Annotated in this window: 23 protein-coding genes; 13 read left to right on the forward strand and 10 right to left on the reverse strand. The window is 68.0% G+C overall.

The genetic code is table 11. The features are described 5' to 3' along the window. Positions 1 to 15: 15 nt before the first annotated feature. From AB0C96_RS09170 to AB0C96_RS09205, 8 genes are all read right to left on the reverse strand, one after another. Positions 16 to 534 carry a hypothetical protein gene (locus AB0C96_RS09170; RefSeq protein ID WP_362915266.1) on the reverse strand — a complete coding sequence of 173 codons (519 nt, stop codon included), beginning with the start codon at positions 532 to 534 and terminating at the stop codon, positions 16 to 18. After that, positions 531 to 947, reverse strand: a complete 417-nt coding sequence (locus AB0C96_RS09175) for a hypothetical protein (protein WP_362915268.1) — start codon at positions 945 to 947, stop codon at positions 531 to 533. The genes AB0C96_RS09170 and AB0C96_RS09175 overlap by 4 nt, the downstream gene beginning before the upstream one ends. A gap of 203 nt (positions 948 to 1,150) precedes the next feature. Continuing rightward, positions 1,151 to 2,020, reverse strand: a complete 870-nt coding sequence (locus AB0C96_RS09180) for a hypothetical protein (RefSeq protein WP_362915270.1) — start codon at positions 2,018 to 2,020, stop codon at positions 1,151 to 1,153. Positions 2,021 to 2,110: 90 nt separating this feature from the next. Further along, positions 2,111 to 3,256 carry a hypothetical protein gene (locus AB0C96_RS09185; protein ID WP_362915272.1) on the reverse strand — a complete coding sequence of 382 codons (1,146 nt, stop codon included), beginning with the start codon at positions 3,254 to 3,256 and terminating at the stop codon, positions 2,111 to 2,113. 70 nt (positions 3,257 to 3,326) lie between these two features. Continuing rightward, a complete protein-coding gene (locus AB0C96_RS09190) occupies positions 3,327 to 4,421 on the reverse strand; it encodes an AAA family ATPase (protein WP_362915274.1) in 1,095 nt (364 codons plus the stop codon). Positions 4,422 to 4,468: 47 nt separating this feature from the next. Continuing rightward, on the reverse strand, positions 4,469 to 4,801 hold the full coding sequence (locus AB0C96_RS09195; protein WP_362915276.1) for a hypothetical protein: 333 nt from the start codon (positions 4,799 to 4,801) through the stop codon (positions 4,469 to 4,471). Between the two features lie 130 nt (positions 4,802 to 4,931). Next, complete coding sequence (locus AB0C96_RS09200) at positions 4,932 to 5,507, reverse strand: hypothetical protein (RefSeq protein WP_362915278.1); 576 nt, start codon at positions 5,505 to 5,507, stop codon at positions 4,932 to 4,934. Between the two features lie 189 nt (positions 5,508 to 5,696). Beyond that, the gene (locus tag AB0C96_RS09205) at positions 5,697 to 5,867 is read right to left on the reverse strand and encodes a hypothetical protein (RefSeq protein ID WP_362915280.1); all 171 of its coding nucleotides are present in this window, start codon (positions 5,865 to 5,867) and stop codon (positions 5,697 to 5,699) included. Between the two features lie 333 nt (positions 5,868 to 6,200). On the opposite strand from AB0C96_RS09205, the gene AB0C96_RS09210 reads away from it, so the two are divergent. Further along, positions 6,201 to 6,440, forward strand: a complete 240-nt coding sequence (locus tag AB0C96_RS09210; protein WP_362915282.1) for a hypothetical protein — start codon at positions 6,201 to 6,203, stop codon at positions 6,438 to 6,440. Here AB0C96_RS09210 and AB0C96_RS09215 read toward each other — a convergent pair whose 3' ends face one another. Next, positions 6,441 to 7,667 carry an IS110 family transposase gene (locus AB0C96_RS09215; protein ID WP_362915590.1) on the reverse strand — a complete coding sequence of 409 codons (1,227 nt, stop codon included), beginning with the start codon at positions 7,665 to 7,667 and terminating at the stop codon, positions 6,441 to 6,443. 680 nt (positions 7,668 to 8,347) lie between these two features. Here AB0C96_RS09215 and eccD point away from each other — a divergent pair. The 12 genes from eccD to AB0C96_RS09275 all read left to right on the forward strand — a co-directional run bounded on the left by eccD (position 8,348) and on the right by AB0C96_RS09275 (position 24,487). After that, positions 8,348 to 9,703 (forward strand): type VII secretion integral membrane protein EccD, encoded by a 1,356-nt coding sequence (eccD, locus tag AB0C96_RS09220; RefSeq protein WP_362915284.1) that lies wholly within the window; start codon positions 8,348 to 8,350, stop codon positions 9,701 to 9,703. A gap of 52 nt (positions 9,704 to 9,755) precedes the next feature. Next, positions 9,756 to 11,000 (forward strand): MinD/ParA family protein, encoded by a 1,245-nt coding sequence (locus tag AB0C96_RS09225; protein WP_362915286.1) that lies wholly within the window; start codon positions 9,756 to 9,758, stop codon positions 10,998 to 11,000. A gap of 36 nt (positions 11,001 to 11,036) precedes the next feature. Beyond that, on the forward strand, positions 11,037 to 15,011 hold the full coding sequence (eccCa, locus tag AB0C96_RS09230) for a type VII secretion protein EccCa (protein ID WP_362915288.1): 3,975 nt from the start codon (positions 11,037 to 11,039) through the stop codon (positions 15,009 to 15,011). Between the two features lie 82 nt (positions 15,012 to 15,093). After that, entirely contained in the window at positions 15,094 to 16,512 is a 1,419-nt protein-coding gene (locus AB0C96_RS09235) for a DUF6177 family protein (RefSeq protein WP_362915290.1), read from the forward strand. A 194-nt stretch (positions 16,513 to 16,706) separates the two neighbouring features. After that, the gene (locus tag AB0C96_RS09240) at positions 16,707 to 17,039 is read left to right on the forward strand and encodes a hypothetical protein (protein WP_362915292.1); all 333 of its coding nucleotides are present in this window, start codon (positions 16,707 to 16,709) and stop codon (positions 17,037 to 17,039) included. Positions 17,040 to 17,088: 49 nt separating this feature from the next. Further along, positions 17,089 to 17,400: a pore-forming ESAT-6 family protein gene (locus AB0C96_RS09245; RefSeq protein ID WP_362915294.1), complete on the forward strand. Its 312-nt coding sequence runs from the start codon at positions 17,089 to 17,091 to the stop codon at positions 17,398 to 17,400. A gap of 127 nt (positions 17,401 to 17,527) precedes the next feature. Next, the gene (locus tag AB0C96_RS09250; RefSeq protein WP_362915296.1) at positions 17,528 to 17,980 is read left to right on the forward strand and encodes a DUF6507 family protein; all 453 of its coding nucleotides are present in this window, start codon (positions 17,528 to 17,530) and stop codon (positions 17,978 to 17,980) included. Then, positions 17,977 to 20,571, forward strand: a complete 2,595-nt coding sequence (locus tag AB0C96_RS09255) for a hypothetical protein (protein ID WP_362915298.1) — start codon at positions 17,977 to 17,979, stop codon at positions 20,569 to 20,571. Before AB0C96_RS09250 ends, AB0C96_RS09255 begins: the two co-directional genes overlap by 4 nt. Beyond that, positions 20,568 to 21,542: a hypothetical protein gene (locus tag AB0C96_RS09260; RefSeq protein ID WP_362915300.1), complete on the forward strand. Its 975-nt coding sequence runs from the start codon at positions 20,568 to 20,570 to the stop codon at positions 21,540 to 21,542. Before AB0C96_RS09255 ends, AB0C96_RS09260 begins: the two co-directional genes overlap by 4 nt. Positions 21,543 to 21,796: 254 nt before the next feature. Beyond that, complete coding sequence (locus AB0C96_RS09265; protein ID WP_362915302.1) at positions 21,797 to 22,576, forward strand: hypothetical protein; 780 nt, start codon at positions 21,797 to 21,799, stop codon at positions 22,574 to 22,576. Further along, positions 22,573 to 23,433, forward strand: a complete 861-nt coding sequence (locus tag AB0C96_RS09270; protein ID WP_362915304.1) for an immunity 49 family protein — start codon at positions 22,573 to 22,575, stop codon at positions 23,431 to 23,433. The genes AB0C96_RS09265 and AB0C96_RS09270 overlap by 4 nt, the downstream gene beginning before the upstream one ends. A gap of 199 nt (positions 23,434 to 23,632) precedes the next feature. Continuing rightward, on the forward strand, positions 23,633 to 24,487 hold the full coding sequence (locus AB0C96_RS09275) for an immunity 49 family protein (protein WP_362915306.1): 855 nt from the start codon (positions 23,633 to 23,635) through the stop codon (positions 24,485 to 24,487). A 127-nt stretch (positions 24,488 to 24,614) separates the two neighbouring features. Here the strand turns inward: AB0C96_RS09275 and AB0C96_RS09280 are convergent, their stop codons facing one another. After that, positions 24,615 to 26,381 (reverse strand): Imm49 family immunity protein, encoded by a 1,767-nt coding sequence (locus AB0C96_RS09280; RefSeq protein WP_362915308.1) that lies wholly within the window; start codon positions 26,379 to 26,381, stop codon positions 24,615 to 24,617. Between the last annotated feature and the right edge of the window lie 27 nt (positions 26,382 to 26,408).

Raw genomic sequence — 26,408 nt, forward strand, 5'->3', positions numbered from 1 at the left:
TGCGGTGGGGGGAGTTCAGAACAGGGGCGGATGCGCGACGGCGGCGGGCAGGATCGCGTCCAGAGCGGTGGCGGCCTGGAGCTGGAGCGTCATGCTGTGGCGCGACCAGGGGCGGTAGAACTGCGCGTCCCACGCCCCGGGGTCCGTGTACGGCCCCGGGCACGGCATGTACGACGCCTGATGCCTCCGGTCGCGTTCGACCGCCTCGCGAAGCGAGCCGTAGCGCACCGCGGTCACGCGCTTCACGGCGAGCGCATGAACCTCGCGCCAGGCGACGTCATCGGCACGCAGCCCTCGGGGGGCTTCGACCTCGTAACGGAATCCACCGGACGCCGGCGTCCACACCGTCAGTGCCCCCGCGTCGGGCTCCCCGTCCAGGCGACGCACGGTGAAACGGCCCTTACGCTCCTTGAACTGCTGCTCGCCCCACTCGGCACGGGCCAGGCCATCGGGCAGGTCGATGAACTCCAGCAGCTGGGCCGGAGTGAAGAAGTCACGGACCGCCATCTGCAGGTCGTCGTCCGAGAGCTTCACGCTCCTGCCTCCCCGACGGTGGTGTGCGAGCAGGTGGCCAAGTGCCGGCTGATCGCCTCGGTTGTCGCGCCAAGGCGCAGGTCGCCGGGCGGGTCGCAGCACAGGTCGTCAGGAGTTGTGTCCTGCACGATGCAGCGCCACAGCGGGCTGTTGGAGTCCTCCGGGACATGCGTGACGTGCCAGCCCATGAGCATGCTGCGCTGCAGAGGCAGGGCGCCCTGGCAGGCCACCACCACGAGCGTGCCGTCCGGGGCGTACGCGCAGACGGCGAGCCCCCCGCGGGTCTCGATGTACGGGTGCAGCCCGAGCGATTCGAGCGCGGAGTGCACGTCGCCGTAGATGGCGAGCGCATCCAGCTCCTCGGGCCCGTACGCGGCGCGGATGGCGGCAACTTTCGAGGCGGCGGTCAGCATCAGAATCCGATCTGTATTTTCATCGCGACCTATTTTGGGTCGCGTCGATTTGTCGCGATTGATTGATGGGGAGTGCTCGGGCCAGTCCCGCTGCGGCAAAGTCACTGCTAGATGCTCAGCGTTGCAGGCTCCGCGGGCCCTCACTTGTGTCTCAATTCTACTCTGTGGGGCGGGGGTGGCAAGTGAGGACACCTTGAGTTCCTTCATATCAGATGCGACCTATCTCGCTTGCCGGTCAACTGTGTGCTGCTGCCATCGACACCCTTCTCGCGCGCCTCACGCATCTCTTCAATGCTCCGACGAGCCACCGCCGACAGCCCTTGCCTGCCCGGATCGCGCCGTACCGACTTCAGCACCCGCTCGTTCGCCTCCCGCTCGGCCGTCTTGAACCGCTCCTTCTCTGCCCGTTGCTCCGCCTCGCGTTGCTGCCTCGGACTCGTCCCGCAACCGCGGCAGGAGCGACCGGGGCGATCCCGGTGCGTCGGACACGACTGCGCAGCCCCTTGGGTGGTTGGAGTCGGGGCGGCGTCGAGCTCCCCTGCAGCGCCAGCTGCGGGGGTAGGGGGGTTCTTCTCCTGTGGGTATTGGTTCTGGTTACTAACTAGAAAGCCTGAAAAACCGGCGGCGGGTTCACCGACGCCTGGTGAACCGACGCCTGAAAACCCGTCTTCGGTCCCCCCGCCTCCCTCGCCATCACGATCCGCAGCCGCTTCCGTCTCACTCTTCAGCCTGCGCCCGACCCGTCTGCCCACCTGCCTGGTGTACTCCTCGGCCGCCCACTCCTGAGCGGTGTCGTACACCTCCGTGATCCGCGTCAGGGTCCCGTCCGCAAGCCGCTCCGTGACCACCCGGTAGTAGCCGCAGTTGCGGAGCTCCCGCAGCGCGCCCTGCACCGCATCGCGGCCTTCCTTGCCGGCCTTCGCAATCGACTCCGCGCGCACCTTCCAGTCGTCCGGCTTGGCTATCAGGAAGGCGAGAATCCCGCGCGCCCGGAACGAGAGCCGGGAGTCTTCGAGGGCGGCCGTCGGCAGCACGGTGTAGCCGGTGCTGAGGTGGCGGCGCAGGATCGTCACGGAACATGCCTCCAGGGCAGTACAAGGATCAGAGAGAGGGGAGATGGACGGCGACCCCGCAGCGGGCGCGCGAGGCCGCCAGAAGGGCTGTCAGGTGATCTTGCGGGCCCGAGTGATCTTGATGGTGCGGGCGGTCTTCTGACCGGCGGCCTTGCGCCTGGGCACGACCATCCCGGCTCGGCGCAGAATCTGGATCATGGCCTTCTCATCCGGGACCATCGGCACGACCAGATCGGCGTTCTCGAACTCCTCGACCATGGCCGCGACGTCGGTCTCTTCCTTGTCGTTCTCGCCGCCCCAGCCCAGGTGGTTGTCGCCGTAAGTGCCCTCGGGGGAATCGTCGAGCATCGCGCGGACCGTCTCTTTGACCCGCTTGCTCTCCCGGTACCGCTCATGCGCGCGGACGTAGTCGGCCAGTGCCTTCGCCCGGTCCTCGTCGTCGTGGATGAGGATCGTCTGCGCAGGCTTACCCGGCGCGAAACCGGGCCAGCAAGCCTCCACAAAAGGGCAGTTATCGCAGATTGCCGACATGCCCGGCCCATCGTGATCCCGACGGAGTTCCTCCGGGGCAGCGGCCTCCATGACACGATCCACCCACCACCGGGCCTCGACAGCCAGCCACTCATCGAACGGGAACTCCTGGACGTGTTCCTCGCCCGTGTCGCGGCACACGAACCTGAACCGGATGCGCTTGACGTCGATCGGGCCGAGCCGGTGTAGGTACCGCTGGCCGGGGATGTCCGCGAACCCGACCGTCCGCAGCAGATCCGCGTACAGCAGGACCTGCCGCATCTCCGCTGCCGTCGGCCCGTACCGCACGACGCGGTCCCAGACGCGGCTGGACTTCGTCTTCACATCCTCAACCGTCACGGCCTCGGCAGGTTCAACAGGCCGGTGCCGCTTAGGCAACCGGGCCGCGGTCGCAGCGTCGAGCTGGACGACGTCGATGTGCCCGCGCAGCACGTCGTCCGCGACGGTGCGCTCGACAAGCCACCCGTACTCGCGGCGAGCGTCTTCGAGGAGCCCTTTGTGGATGTACGTGCCGAGGATCGCGGCGCGCTTGTCCCCGGCGTTGGCGCGTTCGGCGCCGGCCAGGATGTACCCGGAGCGGCGCGAGCAGATCGTGTCCGACGCACCCAACTGCGTCTGGACAGACCGGGGTCGTCGGGCGTCGGCGGCGTGGGCGGCATCCCAGATCGACACCGACGCCGTCGGGGCAAGGGGTGGTGCGGTCACACTGATCTCCAAGAGGGCAGGCCGGGGCCCGGCCCGTGAGCAACGGGCCCCGGCAACACAGGGGGAAGAGCTAGGCGGCGGCGAACTCGTCGCCCGGCGCATCCTCAGCCGGGCCTTCGGTCTCCGCGTCCTGCTGAGCGGCCGCCCGCAACCTGGCGGCATCACTGGTCGGATCGGACATGTCCTGGGGCTTCTTCAGCTCCGCAGCCTTGCGCTCGATGTCCGCCCGCACCACACGAACCTCCTCACGGGTCAGCTCCTCGTCCGCCTCGACCTCCCGCCACAGCTTCTTGAGCCCGTCCACACCGCCCTTCGCGGCTTCCTTCACCCTTGGCAGCCACGCCTGCGCCAGGTCGCCGGTCAGCTCCGGGGTGGCCTGCGGCTGGGTGTGGATCGCGCAGCCCATCAGCCCGAACACCAGCTTCTCGACGGAGAAGTCCGGCATGGTCCTCGGCTCCCCGTCACGAGGAACCTGGAACTTGAGCGAGCGCGCCCCGATGATCTGCGGCTGCTCCTCACGGCGCAGGCGCACCCACACGGTCGCGTCGTAGGCGAGGGACTTGTGCCCCTCCACCCGCCAGTCCTTCGACTTCGGGATCGGGTCACCATTCCCGTCGACAGCGGCAACCTCCTTGCCCCGCGCCAGGAGCAGCACGATGCCAGGCATGGTGCGCACCAGGTACATGACCTTCGCCCACCGCTCGTACGCGTCATTCCACAAGTTCATCGACGGCTTGACCTCGGCGTCGGGATCCTGCCGCAGCTTCCGCTGTCCCTGGTTCGAGCGGCGGGCCCGGTCGTTGGTCCAGTTCACGAGCATCCGCCACAGCAGCGACACCGAGTCGATGACCAGGACGACCGGCGGCTCCTTCGCCGCAGCCGCTCGCTTGGCTTCGGCATGCACGGCCTCGATCTGGCCGAGGATGTCGCGGTAGGCGCCGCTGTGGTCGATCAGCAGGTAGTCCGCGCCGGGAACCTGTACGTACTCATTAGCGGTGTCCTCGCCCAGCTCCAGCCAGTACGCCTGGCCGGTCTTGTCGGAACCGGTGAACTGGGCGGCGATCCAAGACTTCCCTGACTTCTCCTCGCCCTCGATGAGGATCTTCGGCCACGGGACGACGCCGGTGGGCTTGCGGGTGCGGAGCTTCGGTATGGGATGGGTCATGCAAATCTCCAAGAGGCACAGCGAGCGATTTTCTATCGCGACCTATGTCAGGCGGTGCGGAGCTCCCTGGTCTCAAACAGGGAGGTCCACTCTGGGTGCCGGTCGAGCATCGAGCGCACATATCGCGAGCGGAAGTCGTTGTTGAGCTTGAACGGCTCACCCTGCGTCGCGCGCCCATACTGCCAGCGCAGGACCTCGAACAGCATCCCGATGCCGATGCGACGCAAGCCGCGCTCGGCGCAGTCGGCGGTCAGGACCTCCAACTGCTCCAGGATCCAGGGATTGAGCTGATGGAACGATTCGAATCGATCCTGGATGCTCACTCCCGCACCGGTCGGGTCCGGATGCCGCAAGGGCGCGATGGGCAGCTCCAACTGCACAGGAAGCATGATCCTCCCCCTCCGTCTAAGTATCGCGACCTATATTGCGCCATGACGAGAGATTGATCCAACAGACCCCTCTCCCGTATATCTATATTCTACTCTACTTGGAGATGGGGGCAACTTCCGCTTATACGCCGTCGGAAGCTGACTGCGCCTTGTTCCCCCGCTGGGAGAGGAACGAACCCGGGCCCTCGTAACGGCCTTCACGCAACGCGGCGGCCACCGCGTCCCGCAACACCCAAAGCCCCTTCCGGGACTTCTTCATCGTCGCCTCAGCCGAGTCCAACACCGTATCCAGCAGCCACAGGTTCGACCCCGACAGGGTGTAGTCAGCCTCAGGCAGCTGCCCCGCACCCCCGCGCGCTGCTTGTCCGACCGCGACCTGAGTCACACCGAACAACTCGGCATACTCCTGGGCACCGACGAGCGGCGGAAGCTCGCCCTTCTTCACCGGCCGGACGCCGGCCCCTTGCTCCGCCTCGAGCGCGGCCAGCTCCCGCTCGTCCAACTGCCGGCCACGGCTCCCCGGCGGAAGCGCCAGCGCAACCACAAGCCCGCCCGGCCAGTACGGCTTACCGGAGACGATCACCGCGTCCTCGTACGAGAGGATGCCCTTGTACACCCAGTTGTTGCTGATCGCCGAGGCTCCGATGTTGTAGACCCGGCCAATCTCCATGCGCCCGCACAGCAGCGGCTTCGCCACCACAGCCTCCCTTCCACTATGACGTACCTGGAAGAGCAGAATAGATGCAGCTGTCGCGGATCCGAGCGCCGAGGCCCCTGAGCTGGGCGCTGTTAGGCTGAAGCCGCACTTTCCAAGAGGTGTAGCAAGGCCTCCAGCTCACTTAGCCGATGCTCGGGGGCCTTCACCATGCCTAGTGCCCGCACAGGCTCAGAAGGCCAATGCGCCCAAACCCTGTCCGCGGGAGCCGGGCGGCATCGAAGGCGACAGGCGTGGGAAGAGCACCTTACGCACGAGCTGACGCGCCGGCCCCACAGCCTGGCTGTCGGCGGCGACCTTGAACGCGTAGGGCAGTTGGCGAAGGGTGAGGCGCGGCGTCATCGGCCCTCCTCGTGGGTGGCCGCGGCGTCAATCGGAATCAGGCCGCACGGGCTCCGCGGCCAGCCGGGCGCGCTGTCCCAACCGATGGCGGGTCCTCAACGTGCCAGCGTGGTCGCCGATGCACCATTGCGCCGGTGATCTCACTTCCGTAATCCACTCTGGTGCACGGAGTTCAGAGACGGCGGCTGAACGGTCGGGACGTGGCGTTGCGCACTGTGGAAGTGTGCTGTCATGCGGGAGGGCTCGGGGTGACGGTCTCCGTGTGACCATCTGTGATCGAGGGTTCGTCGACCGTGACTGAGGCGACGGACCATTGAGGCGACGGACGAGGAAATGGCGCGGGATTACGACAGTCAACTGCTGGAGTCGGTGGCAGTACGCCGCCGCAGGTTGCGGGATGCCCTGTTGTTCGGTGCGCAGCGGGGGCGGCGTACGGCGGACGAGCGGCTGGGGAAGGTCTTCGCGGGGATCGCGATCACGGCTGTCCTGTGTGCGGGGTGCGTGGGGTGGTCGTTCCTTCAGCACACGCTGGCCGCGCAGAAGGCTGAGCAGACATCGCACGGGGCTAAGTAGTCAAGCCGCAGCCGCGAGAGAGGAGGGAAACGCGACGTGTTCGTCGAACAGTTCGCCTGCTCGGATGCAGTAGTAGAGCTGGCCGATCATGCGGTTGAACAAGTGCCGTTGGGCCTGTGCGTGCCAGTCTCCCTTCTCGCGGCGGCGCCCGTAGTGGGCCTTGGCTCCGGGCGAGGCTGTGATCGCGGAGAAGGCCCACAGGTAGCCGGCGTGGTTGAGGCGGTCGTTCTTGACCATGCGGCGGCCGACGTGGTGCTTCTTGCCGGAGGCCCGGGTGATGGGAGCCGAGCCGGCGTATGCCTTCAGGCCGCGGGCGTCGGCGAAGCGGTCGCGATCGTCCCCGACCTCGGCCAGGAGCCGGGCGCCGAGCTGGACGCCGAGCCCGGGGAAGCTCAGGATCACCTCGGCGTCCGGGTGCTGAGGGAAAGCCTCCTCCACCGCCTCGGCCAGGTCGTCGGCGGCGGTGCAGGCGGCTTCCAGCTGGCCCAGCAGGGCGAGCATCTGCTGGCCCAGGGCGTCTTCGACGAGCAGGGGCTGGTGGGCGTACTCGCCGTGGAGGACCTCGCGCAGGCGCTGGGCTTCGGCGTCGATGCCGCGTTGGCGGCCGGCGCGTTTGAGCGCCGAGCGGAGCTGGGCAAGCGAGAGCCGGGCTGCCCGGCCCGGGGTCGGCGCGAGCCGCAGCAGTTCTCGGGCCTCGGGCCGGCACAGGCCGTTCTTCCATCCGGCGAAGGCGTCCAGGGCGGCAGGGTAGAACTCCCGCAGCAGGGAGCGGAGTTGGTTGGCGATCTGCTGGCGGTTCCACGTCGCATCCTGCTGGGCGCGAGCCAAAACGGCGATGGCGCGGGCCAGATCGCTGTCCTGCGGCAGCGGCCGGTGCATGGCCATGTCGGTGCGCAGGATGTTCGCCAGGACCAGGGCGTCACCCGGATCGGACTTCTTACGCGAGACGCCGTGGCGGTCACGGTAGCGGGCGGCGGCCATCGGGTTGATGGCAAAAACCTTGCGCTTACCCGTGCGCAGGACGGCGACGAGCAGGCCGCGGGAGGTCTCGATCGCCACCGGGATCGGCTCGTGTTCGGTGTCGCCGTACTCGGCGAGCAGGTCCAGCAGCATCCGGTAGCCGGCTGCGTCGTCGGAGATCCGGCGCTTGGCCAACAGCTGCCCGGTGTCGTCGACCAGAGCCACATCGTGGTGTTTTTCGGCCCAGTCGATGCCGCAGTAGATCAAGATGTTCCTCCCCTTGGTGCAGGTATCTGCGCTGGTCACGAGCGCAAGCGGGCCACGCGGCTCCCTAATTCCAGACCTCGATCGGGTCGACATCGCACTAGCCGTTCGCGGCACCAGCGCACCGCACGGGCCTCGGTCTTGCCCAGGGCTCGACGGCCCGGGACTGGCGAGAGGTCACCGTGCAGCGGGCTCGCACCACGGACTTCAACGAACCGCCGCCCCGACAGGTGGTGGTCGCCGGACAGGCGCCGAGCGTTGCCGCTCTCTCGTGAGGCATCCACCTGCCAGGAGAGGAAGAGGCATCCACCAGGCACCATCCGACGACCACGACCGGTGAAGGAACACGCGCCGCTCTGCTCAAAGGCATCAAGCGCCTGGAGAAACAAAGGCGTCGCGCTCCTCAGTCGAACAGTCCGGCCAACGGGATCTGCCCGGCCGGAACCGCTCCAAGAGAATTAGGAGAAGCAGCAGCGTCAGGTGCAGCAATACGAACAGCCAACGAGGTCGGCGAAACCGTAGAAGCCCGCGGATCAGATTCGGACAGAGTTTGCTGCATTCCTGGGGAATGCGCGAAGAGCTCCCCGTGGCGGGAAGGGGGGTTCCCTGCCCCGGGGCCAGGGTGGAAGCATGTCCAGTTTGACCAAAGAGTTCGTCAACCTCGCGATGATAGGTTCCGGTAAGTGGTGAGCAGAGCAGCGAGTTCCCGGGGGCAACTGAGCCGAGTGACGTTGGTCGGCGAGCGACGCCGGGCCGATGTCGTCCTGCTCTCCGACACGCCGATGGGGCAGCTGATCCCGGATGTCCTGCAGTTGCTGGGCGATCGGCCCGCATCGCGGCCGGTAGCTCGGCAGTTGATTACGTCCGACGGCTCTGTCCTGCCGCACGACAGTACGCTGGCGTCGGCCGGGATAGCCGACGGCGCCGTGCTCCGGCTCGTCACGACGCACTCTGCGCCGCCCGCTCCCGTTGTGCACGACGTCACCGACCAGGTGACTGACGACCTCGACTTGCGGGCTTGGCGCTGGCGTCCCGCTGCGCGCCGAGCCAGTGCGGGTGTGGCGACCGTCGCCTTCGCCGTGATCGCCGCGCTGCTCGCCCGCCGTGAGTTCCCACTCGGCGCCCTGGCCGGTGCCCTGTCAGCTGTATCGCCTGTGCTCCTGGCGGCCGGTGCGCTCGTCGCCAATATCGGACGGGGAAACCGGGGACTGGCGGCCGCGCTCCTACTCACCGCTGGCGGGCTTGGTGTTCTCACCGCGTGGACGGCCGCCGATGCGTTCGGCTGGCCGGGCACCGCCCGGCTCGCTGCCGTCGCGGGCGCACTGGTCGTGACGCTTGTGTTCCTTGGATATTTCTCTCCGCTGGGCAAGGGAGGGCTCGTTGGTGCGGTGACCACTGCCACGCTTGCCACTGTGTGGGAAGCAGTAGCCGCTGTTCAGGGTGATCCGGCCCGGCTCGGTGCCGTTATGGCCGTCTTCTCTTTGGTGGTGCTCGGTCTACTGCCGCGGCTCGCTCTGATGGCATCGGGGCTCACCGCGCTCGATGACCGCCGCTCGGGCGGCGTCTCTGTCAGCCGTCACCAGGTAGGTACCGCGCTTGCGGCGACGCACCGCGGCCTTGCCCTCTCGACGATCGTCACTGCGATTTCGGCAGCCTCCGCCGGATGGCTGCTCACGCTGGCCGAGAAGCCGACCGTATGGACCGTGGTGCTGGCAGCCCTCGTTGTCGTGGTGCTGGTGTCGAGGGCGCGAGCGTTCCCGCTGGTCGCTGAGGTCGTTGCGCTCTTCGCTGCCGCGTCGTGCCTGGTGGTGCGCCTGGTGACGTGGTGGACGGAGCAATCGGGGGGCATCGGGCCGCTGGTTGTGCTGTGTGTGGCTGCGGTACTGCCGTTGGTCGTTTTGGCGGTGCAGGTGCCCGAGCATGTGCAGGTGCGGCTGCGGCGCATAGGCGATCTGGTCGAGTCCATTGGCATGGTGGGGCTCTTCCCCCTCGCGTTCGGTGTGTTCGGTGCGTATGGGCAGCTGCTCAACCAGTTCTGAATCGATGTGCAGGCGCTCCGGGCGGGGCAACAGTTGGGGGTGAGAGACAGGCATGCCGAGCGGAGACGGCTGGCAGGGTGACGTGCTGCGCGACCTGAGAGGCGGTGCCCACCAGGGTGCGCAGGGCCCCGATGGGCAGGCGTACCCCGCTTCCGCGCCGGGCGCTGCCCTGCCCGCGCAGGGCGCCCAGGCGCCAGGCACCGCCCGGAGCGGTGGCGCGCCGCAGCAGGCCGGCTCCCCGTACCAGGGGCAGGAGCAGCATGCGGGTCATCCGGGCAGTTGGCCCCCGCAGCAGGCCGGGCACCAGGAACAGCGGCAGGAGCAGCAGGCACCGGCCGCGTACACTCCGGGCCCCTATCCTCCCAGCGCACCTGGCTCCCGGCCCGTGGTGGACGAGGGCTTGGCCGGCACGCTAAGCAGCAAGCCGCGGCACGGCGAGCCTTTCGCGGCGCGTGCCGCACGTGCCCTGCGCCGTACGCTCTCCTCGTCAGCCGCACGCGAGGTCGCCGAGATCACCCGCACCGCTGCGGTGCTGCAGCAGCCCGTGACGACGGGGCGGCAGATCGCCGTCACCTCCATCCGGGGTGGGTCCGGCAAGTCGACCGTCGCCGCGCTGCTCGGTACCACGTACGCGCACTACCGGCAGGACCCAGTCCTCTTCTTGGAGGCCGACCCGGCGCTCGGCTCGCTGCCGCTGCGGCTCGGCACCGAGACGCTGCGCTGGACCACCAGCGATATCGCGGACATCGTCAAGCCAGACATGTCGCTGCTCGACGTCACCGGCTATCTCGTCCAGCTCCCCAACAACGCCTGGCTGCTGCCCGCGAGCCAGGGCCAGATCGGCGTGAAGCTGGACAGCCAGGCGTATGAGCGGGCCGTGGTCGCGCTGCGCCGCTACTTCGGTGTGATGGTCATCGACTGCGAGACGCTGCCCGCCGAAGTCGGACGGGTCGCACTCGCCGCCGCCCATGGCCGTGTTCTGACCACACCCGCCACACCGGAAGGCATCACCAGTACGTACTCGGTGCTCCAGTGGATGCAGAGGCTGCCCCGGCATGTGATCGCTGGCACGGTCGTCGTGCTCACCGAATTGGTGCCCCACTCGGGAGTCGACCTTGACGAAGCTGTCCAGAGGCTCAAGTCCACCGGGGCAAGCGTCCAGATTCTGCCGTACGACCGGCACTTGGCAGCCGGTGGCCCAGTCCATACCGAGTTGCTGGCTCACCCGACCAGGGAAGCCGCCGCCCGCCTCGCCGCGGACGCCTTCCAGCTCTCCCTATCCCAGCAGCGTCACTGACCAGATGCCGAGCCCGATCGTGAATGACGGACGACGATGAGTACCCGACTGATACACCGCCCGGCCAGGACCACCAGGCCCCCGGCCGCCTCTGAGGCGCGCATCATCGAGGCGCCGCCCAACCTCCCCGAGGGGAAGGCGGGCAACATCGCGATGTCGCTGCTGCCCGTCGCTGGCGTCATGTCGTCCGTGGTGATGATGACGGTGGTGCGCAACAGTCAGTTCGCCGGGCTGGGCGCGATCATTCTCGTCGTCACCGTCATCGGCTCCGTCGCGCTGGTCTTCTCGCAGCGTGGCAAAGCCCAGCGCACCCGGCGCACCCAGCGCGAGGCGTATCTCGCCTACCTGGAGGATCTGCGCGAAGAGCTCTCTACCGAAGAGCGCCAGAGGCGCGAGCGCGCCGATGTCCTCAACCCGCCGCCGCCCGCCCTGTACGACATCGTGCGCGATCCGGCTCGTCTGTGGGAGCGCCGCCGCGTCGACGGCGACTTCCTGCGCGTGCGTGTCGGCACCGGCGAGATGCCCGTGCGTGATCTGCAGATCGCTCAGCAGGGCTCGTCGGTCCTCACCCCGCCCGACCGCTTCATGCTCAACGAGGCGTCGGCGCTGATGGCACGCTTCCGCACCGGCACCGAACTCCCGCTCACCGTCCCCCTCGACCGCGTCGGCAACGTCAGCGTCATCGGCCCGCGCGAGGACTGTCTCCGCGTGGCTCGTGCCCTGCTTGTCCAGGCCGCCGCCCTGCACGCTCCGGACGACGTGGCGATGGCGCTGGCCGTGCCCGGGGATCGGCTCGACGATTGGGCGTGGGCCAAGTGGATGCCGCATCTGCTCGACACCGAGCAGTACGACGGGCCCGTCGCCGCTCGCCGTATCGCCCCCTCCACACCCCAGCTCGCCCGGCAGCTCGGCCCCGAACTGCGCCGCCGCGCCTCCTACGCGGCCGAAGTGCGGCGCGGCCTGTCGGACAACGACGCCCTGTCCATGACGTCCCGGCTACTGGTCGTCGCCGACGGACACGGCCAGGACGCCGTCGACCTGCCACGTCCCGACGAGGCAGTCGGCCTGCAGGATATGGGCGTGACCGTCCTGCACCTGCTTGAGCAGCGGGTCCAGGAACCGGGGCATATCGGCGTGCGGATCACCGTCAACGGCGACCAGGCGATCATCGAGGACCTGCGAGCACAGGAGCCGGTCAACGCCCACGGCACCGTGGACGAGGTCAGCATCCCGTTCGCCGGGGGCCTGGCCCGGATGCTGGCGCCGCTGCGCCTGTCCGCCGAATCGCTCACCGACGCCCCCCTGACCGGGCCCGTCGACTTCGCCGAGCTGCTCGGCGTCGACGACGTGGCGCAACTCGACCTCTCGCACCTGTGGGCGCCGCGCGGCGAACGTGCCTTCCTGCGCGTACCCATCGGCATCAACGACTCCCACGAGCCGGTGCTCCTGGACCTGAAGGAGTCCTCCGAGCTCGGCATGGGCCCGCACGGCCTGTGCGTCGGCGCCACCGGCTCGGGGAAGTCGGAACTCCTGCGCACGATTGTCCTCGCCCTGGCGGCCACCCACCCACCGGAGGACCTCGCGCTGGTCCTCGTCGACTACAAGGGCGGCGCAACCTTCGCCCCATTCGCGGATCTGCCACACGTCGCCGGCGTCATCACCAACCTGGAAAACCAGGCCGGCCTGGTCGAGCGCGTCCACGCCTCGCTCGCCGGCGAGGTCAAGCGCCGCCAGCAGGTCCTCAAGGACGCGGGCAACATCGCCGACATCGGTGACTACGCCGCGCTGCGCGCCAGTCGTCGGCCCGATCTGGAGGCGCTGCCGCACCTGTTCGTCGTCATCGACGAATTTGGCGAACTGCTCACCGCCAAGCCGGACTTCATCGACCTGTTCCTGTCCATAGGCCGCATCGGCCGCTCGATCGGCGTGCACCTGCTTCTGTCCAGCCAGCGCATCGAGGGCGGCCATCTCAAGGGCCTGGACACCTACCTCTCCTACCGGCTCGGCCTGCGCACTTTCTCCGCCGACGAATCCCGTACGGTTTTGGACACCGCGGACGCCTTCCACCTGCCGCCGCTGCCGGGATTCGGCTACCTCAAGGTCGACACCAGCCACTACGACCGTTTCAAGGCGAGCTATGTCTCGGGCGCCTACCGCGGCCCAGTGCAGCGCCCGGAGAACGAGGACTGCGGACCCCTCGCCCTCCCCTACGACACCTTCAACACCCTGTCCACTGAGGAGGATGCGGACGCGTCCGAGCCGACGGTGCGGCGCCGCGAGATGGGGCCGACCGAGCTGGGCGTCATGGTCGAGCAGCTGACGCACGCCTCCGCTACGGTGCGCCGCATCTGGCTGCCCCCGCTGCCCGACGCGATCGCCCTGGACACGGTCGCCGGCCCGCTGGACGTCGGTCCGCGCGGTATGCAGCTCGCGGGGCGCCGCGGCCCACTGGAGATACCGCTCGGTCTGCTCGACGATCCGGCCAGGCAGTGGCAGGGCCCGTGGTACCTGGACCTGACGGTGGCGGGCGGCCACGCAGCCGTCATCGGCGGCCCCCAGTCCGGCAAGACCACGCTCCTGCGCACCCTCGTCCTCTCGCTCGCGCTGACCCACACCCCGCAGGAGGTCGGCGTCTACGGCCTCGACCTGGTCGGCGGCGGCCTGGCGGCCCTGTCGGGCTTGCCGCACGTCGGGGGTGTCGCGGGTCGCGTCGACCGCGAGCGGGTGGCACGCACCGTCGAAGAGGTACGGAACATGCTCGCGGCTCGGGAGGATCTCTTCCGCGAGCACGGCATCGACTCCATCTCACAGCTGCGCGACCTGCACGCGGCGGGCCGGCTGCCCCAGCTGGCGTCCGCCGAGATCGTGCTCGTCATCGACGGCTTCGGCGCGCTGCGCGACGACTTCGAAGAGCTGGAGGACGCCGTCGCCGACGTCCTTCAACGCGGCGGCGGTTACGGCATCCACGTCGTGGCGGGCATGCTCCGCTGGAACGACGTGCGCATCGCCGTCCAGTCGAACTTCGGCACCCGCGTCGAGCTGCGACTGAATGACCCCGGCGAGTCCAGCATCGACAGCAAGCTGGCAGTGCCCCTTTCGCCCGACGAGCCCGGCCGTGTCCTGACCGCTGGCAAGCTGTTCGCGCAGGTCGCGCTTCCCCGTACGGACTCACTCGGCGACGCCGCGGACATGGGCGCAGTTCTGGAGCGTGCGGCCCGGACGATCCGCGCCACCTGGAGCGGTGAGGTCGCCCAGCCGGTGCGGGTGCTGCCGCACCTCCTGGAGCCCCACCTCCTGCCGGGCCCGGTCGCCGAACCCCAGCGGGTGCCCATCGGCCTCGACCAGACGAGGCTTGAACCCGTGCTGCTCGACCTGTTCCAGCACGACCAGCACCTGCTGATCATGGGCGACAGCGAATGCGGCAAGACCAATCTCCTCAAGACCATCGCCGACGGCCTCATCGACCGCTACAGCCAGGACGAGCTGGTCTTCGCCGTCATGGACCCCCGGCGCAGTCTGCGCGGCGCGATCCCCGAAGAGTTCAACGGCGGCTACGCCTACAACGCCAAGCTGTGCGCGGGCCTCGCCGCCGGTATCGCCGGCGTGCTGGAGCAGCGGCTGCCCGATGACAGCGCGCGCCTTGAGGACCTGGAACCGGGCAGCTGGGGCGGCGGCCCGCGGATCGTCGTCCTCGTCGACGACTACGACATCCTGACCACCGCCGGCCAGGAACCGCTCGCCCCGTTCCTGCCGTACATCCCCTCCGCGGTGGACATCGGCCTCCACTTCGTCCTCACCCGCCGCGTCGCAGGTGCCTCACGCGGCATCTACGAGCCTCTGGTGCAGGGCCTGCGCGAGTCGGGATCGTCCGCACTCCTCATGGCAGGTGATCGCGGCGAAGGCCAGTTGTTCCCTGGCGTCTACGCCTCCTGGCAGCCGCCGGGCCGCGGGGTCCTTATCCGCAGGGGCCAGACCAACCGCCTGATCCAGACCGTGTACTCCCCCGCGTGACATACCGGAGAGCTCTCCCGCCCACGCGGACCACGCCACGTACGGCATCGATGCCCCGAACGATGAAGGACCGGACGACCACATGACCAAGGACGTCATTGCCCTGACCCAGCGCATGCCCGACCCGTGGGCCATGCTCGCGGGCCTGCTCTCCGGAGGCCCCGACAAGCTGGTGGACACGGCGGGCGAGGGCGCCGTCGTGCGACTGTGCGACGAGGAGGGCCGACCGCTCGTCTCCGTCGAGGCACCGCTGCTCGTGCAGGTCGCGGGTGAAGCCGAGCGGCTGCTCGGGGCCACCCCGCCGCCGCTTCCGTACTGGTGGACAGAGGCCCGCGCGACCACCGGTGTGGAAGAAGCCGAGCGGCTGGCGGGTACCTTCGCGGCCCGGCTGGCCGCTTTGGCCGACGGTTCCGCGTGGCCGCCTGAGGCCGCGCAGTCCCTGACTGTGGTGAAGACCGACGGTGTAAGCGTTGCACCCGCGCCCGCCGCCGCGCAGCCCGCCGTCGATGTCCTCACCGACAAGGTCGCCGTCGTCATCCAGGACCGCCCGGTTATCGCCATGACAGCCTGGCTCCAGGACGCGTTCCAGACCGCCGCTGACGCCGAGCTGGGTCTCCAGGTCGTCACCCCGCCAGGAACCACGCTCTCCCCGGCCGTACGCGCAAGCCTCAATAACTGGCCCTCACGCTGGGTCGTGCGCGACGAGCGGGACGGCTACTACGACGGACAGTCCGGAGCCGTCCTGCGCTGGCAGGACGGCATGTTCGCACCGGTCGCGTCGGCCGACGCGACCGCTGACGACCCCCGCACCCCGGTAGCCGCCTCCTACCAGGAGGTCACGGACACCGGCGAACAGCAGCTGGCCATCACCTTCCGCACGATCCGCCCCGCGGACGAACGTCTGGTCCTCGGCGGCGCGCTGGAGTCGATATGGCGCGAACTCACCGGCGAGCCCCCAGCTGGGTGGGGAACCGCGGAGCCCGCCAACCTTCCCTGGTCACCGCGCCAGATGACCGACCTCGCCTACGAGAGGGCACCCGAGCCGACCTGGTTCGTCGTGGTCGGCAGCCCGGACCGGCCCGGCCTGGCCACGGTGCGCATCAACCGGACGAAGGCAGGCGTCGAGGAGTACGTCACGCTGATGTTCGGCTACGGCCCCGACGAGAAGCCGCCGGTGGACTCCCTGCCCCGGGCCGCAGAGGTGCTCGCCACCCGCCACCGCCTCCTGTCGATGCTCGTCCAGATCCGCAAGGCCCGCCGGGACCTGGCGGTGCCGCCCCGCTTCGAGGGCCCCGGTGTCCCACTCGCCTTCGTACTCGGCGCGGACGAGGTCCGCCAGATACCCGGCGACCGCGCCCGGAACACGCCCCTGTCCCAGCCGCCCGTCCCCCTCGGCCCGAAAACCCGCCCTGCGATGTACTACCCGCTGCCGGGTGACCCGTCGGACCTGTCGGGCTGGCAGGACTTCGAGCGCCTGGTGCGGCATCTGAAAGGCGAGTGAGAACACATGGACCGGCTAGACCTTCACGTGGACCTCCTACCGATCACGTTGCAGGCATGCGTAGGCGGGTGGGCTGCTGTTTTGAGCCGTTGTCACACCTTGGTCATAGCATCGGGATTGCGGATTGCACCAAGGACTTCGCAGTTGATAGGCATGACCGTACATACGATCGTCAAGTCTGGTCGGGGGGACCGATGAAGTTCGACATGGGAGCGCAGACGCTCTCGACCCTGAGGTCGAAGTCGCAGGGGTCAGGTACGGAGCTGGGGACGTTGATCCGCCAGCTCGTGCAAGCAGCACAGCCGTTGGAGGGCAAGTTCAACGGGTCGGGCAAGGCGGCATTCGACTCGTTCAAGTCGCGCGCGGACGAGATCACGGCAGCGTTGAACAGTGCGCTGGCCGCGATTGTCGGCGGTCAATCGGGCATGGAGTCGGCATTCGGCTCGGGTGACCAGGAGCAGGCCGACAACGCTCGGTCGCAGATGTCGGCGGCGAACTTCGACGCGGCCCGCTTCTCGGGCCGCTGACAGCCCGATTGCGACAGATGAACTCAGATTCTCAGGGGGAGTGATTGTGATGGCTGCTGGCATGGACCGTCGTTCGTACGACTCGGGTGCGTCCGCAGAGGCGCAGGGCAACATCCAGGCGGTGATCGCCCGCCTGGAGCAGGTGATCGCAGCGCGCGATGCACAGGTGAAGGCGGCGATGGCGGACTTCGCGGCGGATGGTGTCGCGGAGGAGTACCACGGCAAGGAACTGCGCTGGAATCGCGCCTCGCAAGAGGTCAGGAGCATCATCCAGCTGCTGAAGACAACGCTGGAGAAGAACGACGGCACCGCGCACCAGACGCTCGCACGCGCGAAGGCCGCGGTCGACAACATCGGCTGAGCCGGCCTCAGAACATCGACAGATAAGGCAATCCTTCCGAGTGCGCGGATGGGTTGCCGGCCGTGGGGGGATGGCGCCGCGCGGGTCGCGACGCCGGTGCAAGAAATGTGTACACAGGGGGGCGTTCATGGCGTCATGGGATATTCAGCCACAGGGAGTGCAGGGCCAGTTGAAGGTCGTCGGCACGCATGCCGAAGATCTGGGGAAAGCCCTCAACACGCTGCTCTCTGACATCCAGGAGGCAGCTCAGGCGGCAGGTACAGCCGTGCCGGGCACGCAGGCCATGACGCCCATGCGCGGGCCGATGACGCCGGCGGGCAAGCCGCTGGGACCGGTGGCCCCCGACCTGTTGCCGCAGAAACGGACGGGGCCGGTCGCCGCGGCACTGGCCGAGTACGTGACGAAGCGCAAGCCTGCCATGCAGAAGATGGCCGATCGCTGCCAGGCCGCCGTCCTGGGGGCTGCCAAAGCCACCAATGAATACGTCCAAGGCGACCTGGAAGCGGCCAAGAACGCCCAGAACGCCGCCCGTCACGTGCAGCTGGATGCTCTCAAGGACTTCGGGGGGAAGAAGAAGTGAGCGGCGGACCGGTCGACCCGGCCGATGTACCGGTCTTCACTGGCGATCTGCACGTTCTGGAAGCCAAGACGAAGGCGCTGTCCCGTGGCGGCTCCAAGGTCCAAACCGCTGGCGCGGACGTCCACAAGTCCTTCGGCGGACTGGCCGCCTTCTACAAGGCGCCCGAGGCGGAGCAGCTGTTCGGCGTCACCAAACCGGTGGAGCGCACGGCACACGACCTCAGTCACGACATGCACGTCATCGCCAAGGCTCTGGGCACCTACGCCGGTGAGATCAGGCCACTGATCCACCGGCTGGAGCAGCTCAAGAAGGAAGCCGCCAATTTCCGCGACAAGGAGGCCGCCGAAGACGATTGGAGCGAGGACGGCGACCTGGTCGAGGAGAACCTCAACCGCCGCAACAAGATCGCCGAGGTCTGGGCCGCGTTCCAGGAAGCCGAACGCGACTGCCACGCCAAGATCGTCGCACTCGTACACGGCCACGCGCTCCACACGATCGACGCCTCCCACAAAAACGGGTACGGCTACGACGCCGAAGCCCTCAAAGCATCCAAAAGCCTGCCCTGGGGCGAGGCGGTCGAGGAATCCATTCCCGCCTGGCAGGTGTGGGAGCACGCCTACGAATTCGGCAAGGGCTTCATCGTCGACGGTGTGGGGGGCACCATCGACGGCATCTACACCCTGTTCGGCGGGCACGGCTCGGAAGCCGCCGGTGCGGCGTGGACCGGTCTGGCCAAGCTCTCCACCGCCTTTACGATCACTGCCCTGCCCATTGTGGGACAGACCTACTGGATGCTGCCGGGGAAGATGCTCCCCTCCTGGCTGCGGGATTCGCGTACCGCGGTGCTGGATACCGGCAAGGCTCTTGTGGCCTGGGACCAGTGGGAATCGAACGGCTCCCGGGCCGCCGGCGCGGTCACCTTCAACGTCGTGACCGCCGTCTTCACCCGCGGTGGCGGTGCCGCCGTGGAGGGCGCGGGCAAGGCTGGCGCGTTGGCCAAGGGCCTGTCCGTCGTCAGCAAGGTGGGCAGCGCCGTCGACCCGATGACCTACGTCATCAAGGGCGCGGGTGCGGGCCTGTCGAAGGTCGGCGACGTGATGGCCCACCTCAAGGGCCTCGGCCACGTCGAGGCCCCGAAGATCTCCGACGGCGCCTACAGCCTCCCTGAGGGCGCCGCCAAGATGCCGGACGGCACGATCCAGCTGCCCGAGGGTGCCGCCGTTCCGGAAGGGGCGACCAAACTCCCGAACGGCAGAATCAAGCTGCCCGAAGGCACGGTTGACCTCCCATCGAACACGGTGAAGGACCCGGCCACCGGCAAGTACATGAGCGGCAGAGGCGACCTCTACAACGAGGACGGCAGCCTCTTCCAACGCGCCGAGGACGCCCCCAAGGACAACCCCGCCCCACCCGCCACGGGCGCGGAGCACCCACGAATCGAGACCCCGGCTCACCAGGAGCAGCGGGTCCCGGCCGGCGTCGGTGGACGGGGCGACGATTTCACACGCGTTGGCTCGGAGATCTCCGACCCGGCCCGCGCCGGCGACAACGCAGGCCACGGCAGCACCAAGCCAGGCGACAACACCCCCATGGGCCGCGCCGGTGACGACGGCGCTCCACGCGGCAACGCGGGCAATCACATGCCCACCAACAGTCACACCGAACCATCCCCCTCGGGTGGGGCACACGCCTCGGACGCTACGCCAACCGGGCCCGAACACAGCTCCGGCGACGGGCAGGGGGTCCCGCACCAGGGTGATCACGGCGGACAGTCCGGCAGCCATGATGGGCCGAGCTCGTCCGACGTCCACTCCGGGAGCGGCGGCAGCTCGGGCAGCGGCGGAGCCGGTCAGACCGGCCTGGGCGACGAAGGCTTGCAAGCACCTGCTGAGCACGTCCCCGGCGGGGCTTCCGAGTCGATGATGCCTATGGAGCGCGGCGGCGAGCTGGAGCAGCGTCTGCGCGAAGCGATCAAGGGACTCCCAGGTGCCACGCGTCCCAAGCCGAATGTTCTCGAACTGGCGCTCTCCCGCCTGGCCGAGAATCCGCGCGGCCACGCGGTGGCCGACATCATTGCTTCCGGGCGGTTCAACCGCAGTGGGGATTTCTCCCAGGTGGTGTCGAGTCTGGGGTCGAGAAAGATCGGAATGGTCGAGCCTGGCGTCGACCAGATCATCTTCGCCGACGACCTGTGCAAGAGCGGGGTGCCTGCCGAGTCGATGAACTTTGAGGTGAAGAACGCGGCTGGCGGAGATATCGACGTGCATGTGCGTGCCGACAACGGCGAGGTGTACGGGTACCAAATGAAGCGCCTGAACGAACCTCTCGACCCGGTGGGTGAGATCATGCGTGGGAAGTACCTCGGCCAACTGGCCAAGTCCGACGTCGACCACCGCATCATGCTTGTGGACGGCCAAGGCAGCGTCGCCCAGTGGATGGAGAACGGCTCCTTCCAGGCGCTCATGGACGTTCACCGAGCCGGTCGCAACGGAAACGGCCTTGGCGCCGGGACGACGTTCGTCATCAGGCTCGATGACGGCTCGCTGGTGGTACCTCCTGGAGCGAAGACAGACCCTAAGGACATGCTGTGATCACTACTGAGCCTGTGGGCGAATGGTTCTGGGACGTCACGGTGGACGTCTCCGACCAGCGCGGTGCCGCGAACGCCTTGGATCTTTTCACCGCCGTTCATGCACAGATGGCTCACCAGGAGATCGCGGCGGGATGGGGGCGGACGACGATTTCCCTGGCTCCTCGCGATGCCGTCGCGCAGCCGCTGCTCAGCTGGCAGGGCGCCTCCCCAGCTGGCGAGGCGGCTGCGGTGGACCGCGTCGGGCTGGTCGCAGGGCGCCTACTGTCTGTGCAGAGCGATGTTCCCGGGGTCTGGTTCGAATCAGGCACCAGCCACCGGGCCGAGAAGCTGTTCTCGTTGGGCTTGGACGTGTGGGGTGAGGGCGGAGGCCTGGTCACCTTGTCGACGTTCTCGGACGCATGGCTGACACTCGACCTACGCGAGCGCGCGCAGCCCGCAGTGCACGCAGAGAATGCGCCTCGTCTTGCAGCGGCCCTACGGGGAATGTCCGAGGTTCTCGGAAGCGCGCCCGATCCCGGTGATCCCACCCGGCACGCCCACCCCACGGCAACGGGTTTTGAGGACCTGTCCGAAGAGGGCGCCGACTATGACGACTCGTGGGGGACGTTCGAAGTCCCGGCGCGCTGGCAGAAGCTGATGAGGCTACTGCCGGACGGATATCCGGAGCAGGGCTACGAGAGCTGGACCGACGGCCCCGTCCGGTACGCGAAGGTACTGAGCCGAGACCAGGTGATGGGCTACCTCTGGGTCGGCACGGCCGAAGACGCGGCGGGCTATGAGCCGCGGACCGCGGCCGGCGAGGCCGCCTTTGAGGAGGGCATCCCATGGCTGCTGCACTTCGCGAAGGCGCGTCAGGCGGGGGTGCCGCCTCTGGACGCGCTCCGGGAAGTGGCTGGGTCCCACGGAGTGTCCGAGCTGCACGACATCGACTCGCTCGACATGCTGCAGGAGTACTCCGGTCGGCACTGAGACGCCGGGTAAGCGGCCAGCAAGTTGCCCCGCTCGGGGTAGCGGACAACTGGCAGGGCGAGCGTGGCATGTGACGGCCCCCCGACGTCATCACCTGCCCCACGTACGTCAGGGAGGCGCGGCCACCATGCTGGTGGCGCCAGGGCTGTCGAGTGCGGGTAAGGCGTGCGCGGTGGCCACGGTGCTGTCGTTCGCCGGCAAGTCGGGAGGGCCATCGACCCGATGACGTCCATTGCCAAGGGGGTGAACCTGAAGTGACCGAGAACTCTCCACGCACGGTGTTGGAACGACTGCGTGCCATCGACTGGGCCGACGATGCCGCGGCATCCGATCACGCCAACTCGCGTGCTCTGCTCATGCGCGAATATTTGCGACGAGCAGCTCTATGGGCGCGTACTTATGGGGCGGAGCAGTCCTGGCCGTTCTTCGACATCGCGGAGCACGTCGATGCCGAGCTCCAGACACCCCCCGACGTCGCCGCCGAAGTGGAAGAAATCCTGGCCGGGCTCGCCTCGACTTCACTGAAGCGGACCTGCCGAGCCGCTATCCGGTGGGCGGCCCTCCGCGACACCCGTGACGACCTGCCTGCCGATTTGCCGGACCCCTATGAACCGCTCCTCCTCATGTACGAACGGGGCGGCGGATACTTCCTGGAGGAGTATCTCGACCTCAACGGCGTGATGATCCGGCTCGGCAACGTGGAGAGCAACGCGTCCGTCACGCCCTTCCTCACACTCGTCCCAGCCACACTCGACGCGCTCGATGCGGAAGGTCAGATCACCTACTACGCGAAGGTCAGCGAGGGCTACGCTCGGCACAACCCGCGCGGAATCGTCCGGCGTCGAATCGACGAGGGCCAGACATATGACGAAGCCTTCACCCGGCATCTCCGCTGGGAGCGGACCGAGTACCTCAAGCTGTACGACCTCGGTCACAACGAAGTCGACCATGTCAAGATCACAGAGATCGAGGCTGCCGCGTTCATTGAATCGGTGTCGAAGGAAATACTCGGCTCCGCACAGGTCACACCGTGACCGTTACTGTTGCCCGGCATGGTGCGCCAGGCCCCAATGCTGCGGAGTGGGCGCAGGAGCTGGGCCAGGACCTGACGGAAGACATCGACGAACTCGAGCAGTCCTCGGAGATGATCGACTCTACTTTCAATACCGCTCTTCTGTACCTGCAGGCCCGCTGCACCGTCGATCCGCGAGCGGCGGAGCTGGAAACGTGGGAGGCGGTCGTCAACGCGATGCAGCTGGGCTCGGCAATGTTCGCTGCGTCGGGAGTGAACGAGGGCACCGTCGAGTGCCGTGTCAACCGGGAGCTGCGCAATATCCCGAAGCTCGGCCCGAGTTCGTTCGCTGACGCGGGTAACTGGCTGACGTCATTCTGGCTGGCGGTCGTCTGCCGGGACCAGAAACGAATGACAGAGCTGTGCGAGATCCCGCTCGACCGCCTCCGTTCGCCCGAGGGCGCCTACGACGAGTACATCTACCACTGGGTGGACGTCCTGCAGACGTACTGGTTGCAGCGGCCGGGGCTGGTTGACAAGCTCATCGCTGCGATCGAGACGTCGCACCCGGACGCGGTCTCGGTCACTCCTCGAGCTCTGCTGCAGGCCGTGCTCTACCCGCAAATCAACCTCTTCCACCGCTTCGTCACCAAAGATGAGCAGGGCTTCAACCAGGCCTTGCTGGAGGCGTTGGAGCTGCACAAGGCGTACTGGACTGCCGACGAGGACCGCACTGCGGACCCCGAAGGCCGTATCGCTCTGGGCCCGCTCGCCATTGCCTGCCTCGCCTATGACGAGGGGATCCCGGTCGAGGTCGAGTCGGAGTACCTGCCCAAGCACCACCTGCAGCGCGGTTGGCTCGGCGAGTTCCCCACGTGAGGCACCTGGCATGGTGGTCGAGTCCGACTACCTGGCCAGCGAGCTATTCAACAGCGCCTGGCGGGGCGATTCCCCGACCTGAGGTATAGATGACCACAAGCGTGCCGCGTCATCCCTTCTCCCGGGAAACACTGTGGAGAGCTGGCCGCGCTCCATGAGAACGCGTGCCAGTTGATCGACAGCCTGGAGGAGGATTCGCGTGAACTGGGTGACGGTGGCGCGGCACGGTAGCCCCTCGGTCGACGAAGAGGTTGTCGGGCACCTGGCCGAAGAGCTCGAGGACAGTGTCCGGAACCTGGATGCGTTGCCGGCCGTCTTCGGCATGGCGCTGAACGAGGCGCTTCTGCAAGTGCAGGTGCACCAGGCGCTCAACCCCCGGGGGAACCTACTGCCGACCTGGCAGGCCACGGTCTCCGCGATGCAGGTCGGTACAGCAGCCTTCGCCGCCGCGACGGCCGAGCGACCGATCGAGTCACGCATCACGGATGAAATGCGCACCATCCAGGCGACGGGACCACAGTTCTACGCAAACGCCGGGAACTGGCTGACCACGCTCTGGTTCGTCATCATCTGCCGTGACCAGGCCCGTATGGACACGATGTGCCAGGTGCCACTCGATCTCCTGCGGGCGTCCGGGGCAGAGGGCGACGAGTACGTCTACCACTGGGTCGACAGCCTCCAGACCTACTGGCGCGAGGAGCCGAGGCTCGCCGAAAAGCTGACAGCCACGATCGAAATGTCCCACCCGGACATCGCGACGATCGCGCCCCGCGAACACCTCCAGTGCATCCTGTATCCACCAATCCACCTCTTCTACCAGTTCATGCGCAAGGATCACGAGGGCTTCAACCAGGCGCTCGCGGAGGCGCTCGAACTCCATAAGGCGTACTGGAGCCGGGAGGACCACTCCGACGACATCGCCGGCTACCTCGCCCTGGGGCCATTGGCCATGGCATGCCTCGCCTACGACGCCGGAATCCCGATCGAGGTCGAATCCGAATACCTGCCCATCCGGCTCCTAGACCGTTCCTGGCTGGGCGAGTTCGACACCTGAACCGAAAGAATCGAGAGAACTCCAGGGGCGTCGCTGTGGCCACGCCCCGGATCGGCGACAACGCGGCGGCCGTGGGCGGCACTCCCCGTTGGCCTAACCACCCAGGGCGCACCGATCCCCACGCTGGCTAGAAGGGTTCGGCCGCCTGGAGCAACCGCTGCGGCAAGTAGGGGGACTCGACCCGGATCGTCCAGCCCCTGCGGCGGGCGTGGCAGGTCAGCGCCAGGATGTCGATGTTGACCGCTGCGTCGCAGTCGTCCGCGCGGTCGGCAACCTGGTAGTGATCACGGTGGGCTTCGAGGGCGTCGGCCAGGGCCAAGTTGAAGCTCTCCTCATCGCCCTCGACGAGCTGGGAGAAGAGAACGACGGGCGGCGGGAAGAAACCCCAGTCCTTGGCCCGCTCGACCTCGTGCAGGGCACGCTCCGTCGCCGGGAGGGGATCCTCACCCCTGAGGTAGTCGTGGAGGGCCTCGCGGTACGAGGCGAAAGCCGAGCCGTCCTTGCGGGCGTAGGTCGGGCCGGTGAGCACCTGCGGGGCGAGGACCTCGCGTACGCCGGTGACCAGCGCGAAGTTCGTGGCGGTCTGCCAGTGGCCGGCGCTCGCGTGCTCGCCTCGGGTAGCCGGGTAGGCGACCGTACGACCGTCGATGCTCACCTCGGCCTCGGTACCAGGCTCGGCGAGGGCTATGCGGAACAGGGCCGCCCCCAGCTGGGAGGCCAGGCGCAGATGCGCCATCTGGACGTCTGTGACATCGGCGGAGTGCGAGGCGCGCACCTTGAAGAGGATCTCCTGGTTGCTCAGGGCACTGGCGAGCTGCCACACGCCGGGGCGCTTACCGTCCACCTCGGTGAATGCCTCCCGGGTGTACTTCTCGAACAGGGCCTCGCTCTCCGGGTGCAGGGCCAAGGGTGGAATCGGCCGCTCGATGACCACGGGGCCTTCGGCCAAGGCAGCGACCGCGTCCCGACGACGGTTGCGACCCAGGGCGCCGACCCGTGGGCCGGGGGTCTCGAACCCGGTGACCAGGCCGCGCGGTAGGTAGTCAGTGTCGACCGCCGGAGCCCAGCCCGGGCCCCGGTACGCGAGCGCGGCCAGGGCGATCGGCAGGAGCGGGAGGAGGCTACGCGGCCCGGCAGTTGAGCCGCGCTGTTCGCTGAGGGGAATAAGCAGGTCGGTCAGGCCCGTGTCGAACGCCTCCCGATCCCCTGCGGCCAGAGCACGCAGGGTCCGCAGCGCCACGGTGTGCGACTGGCCGAGCAGGCTCTCGCCGGTCTCCTCCGCTCGGACCCGGATCCGGGCCAGCGCGGCGTCGATCGCGCCGAGCCTGGCCTCCGCGCTCGGCGGGTACTCCTCGTCGTCGTCACCGATGTCGCCGCCGACCTGAGCCAGGAACCCGTTGATCAGCTCGACGGAGGTGTTTCCCGCCGCGTCCTTGCTGAACTTCTCCCGGGCGAAGTGGAACGCCTCACCATGCCACGCCGCCTTGTCGGACAGGATCGCGAGGCAGTACGCGTCGATCCATTCCTGCGGGGTGACCTGATCCGCGGGACTCTCCTCGCCGCGGGGGTCGTAGCTGATCCCGAAGTTCACGTAGTTGAGGAGCATGACCTCGAAGGAGTTGTGCGGGTGGTACGCCGCGTATGCGACGGCGCCGGCCGCGGCTTCCGTGGCGTCCTTGAGGACCGCCTTGGCCTCCGGGGTGTCGAGGTCGGGCCACTCGACGGACAGAGCGCCCAGGTAGTCAAGGAGCTCCTCGGCGAGCGACTGCCATTCGTACGTGGCTATCGGGCCGGCCTTCGACATGGAATGCGCCCGCCCTCCGATCCGGCTCGCGAAGTCGTCACGTACTGCCGAGACCGCCTCCCCGCCCACTTGGTGACGCTTGATCTGCACGCCCTGCCTCCTTGATCACTGGTTGGC

The sequence above is a fragment of the Streptomyces sp. NPDC048506 genome, assembly GCF_040651315.1.
Lineage (GTDB): Bacteria > Actinomycetota > Actinomycetes > Streptomycetales > Streptomycetaceae > Streptomyces.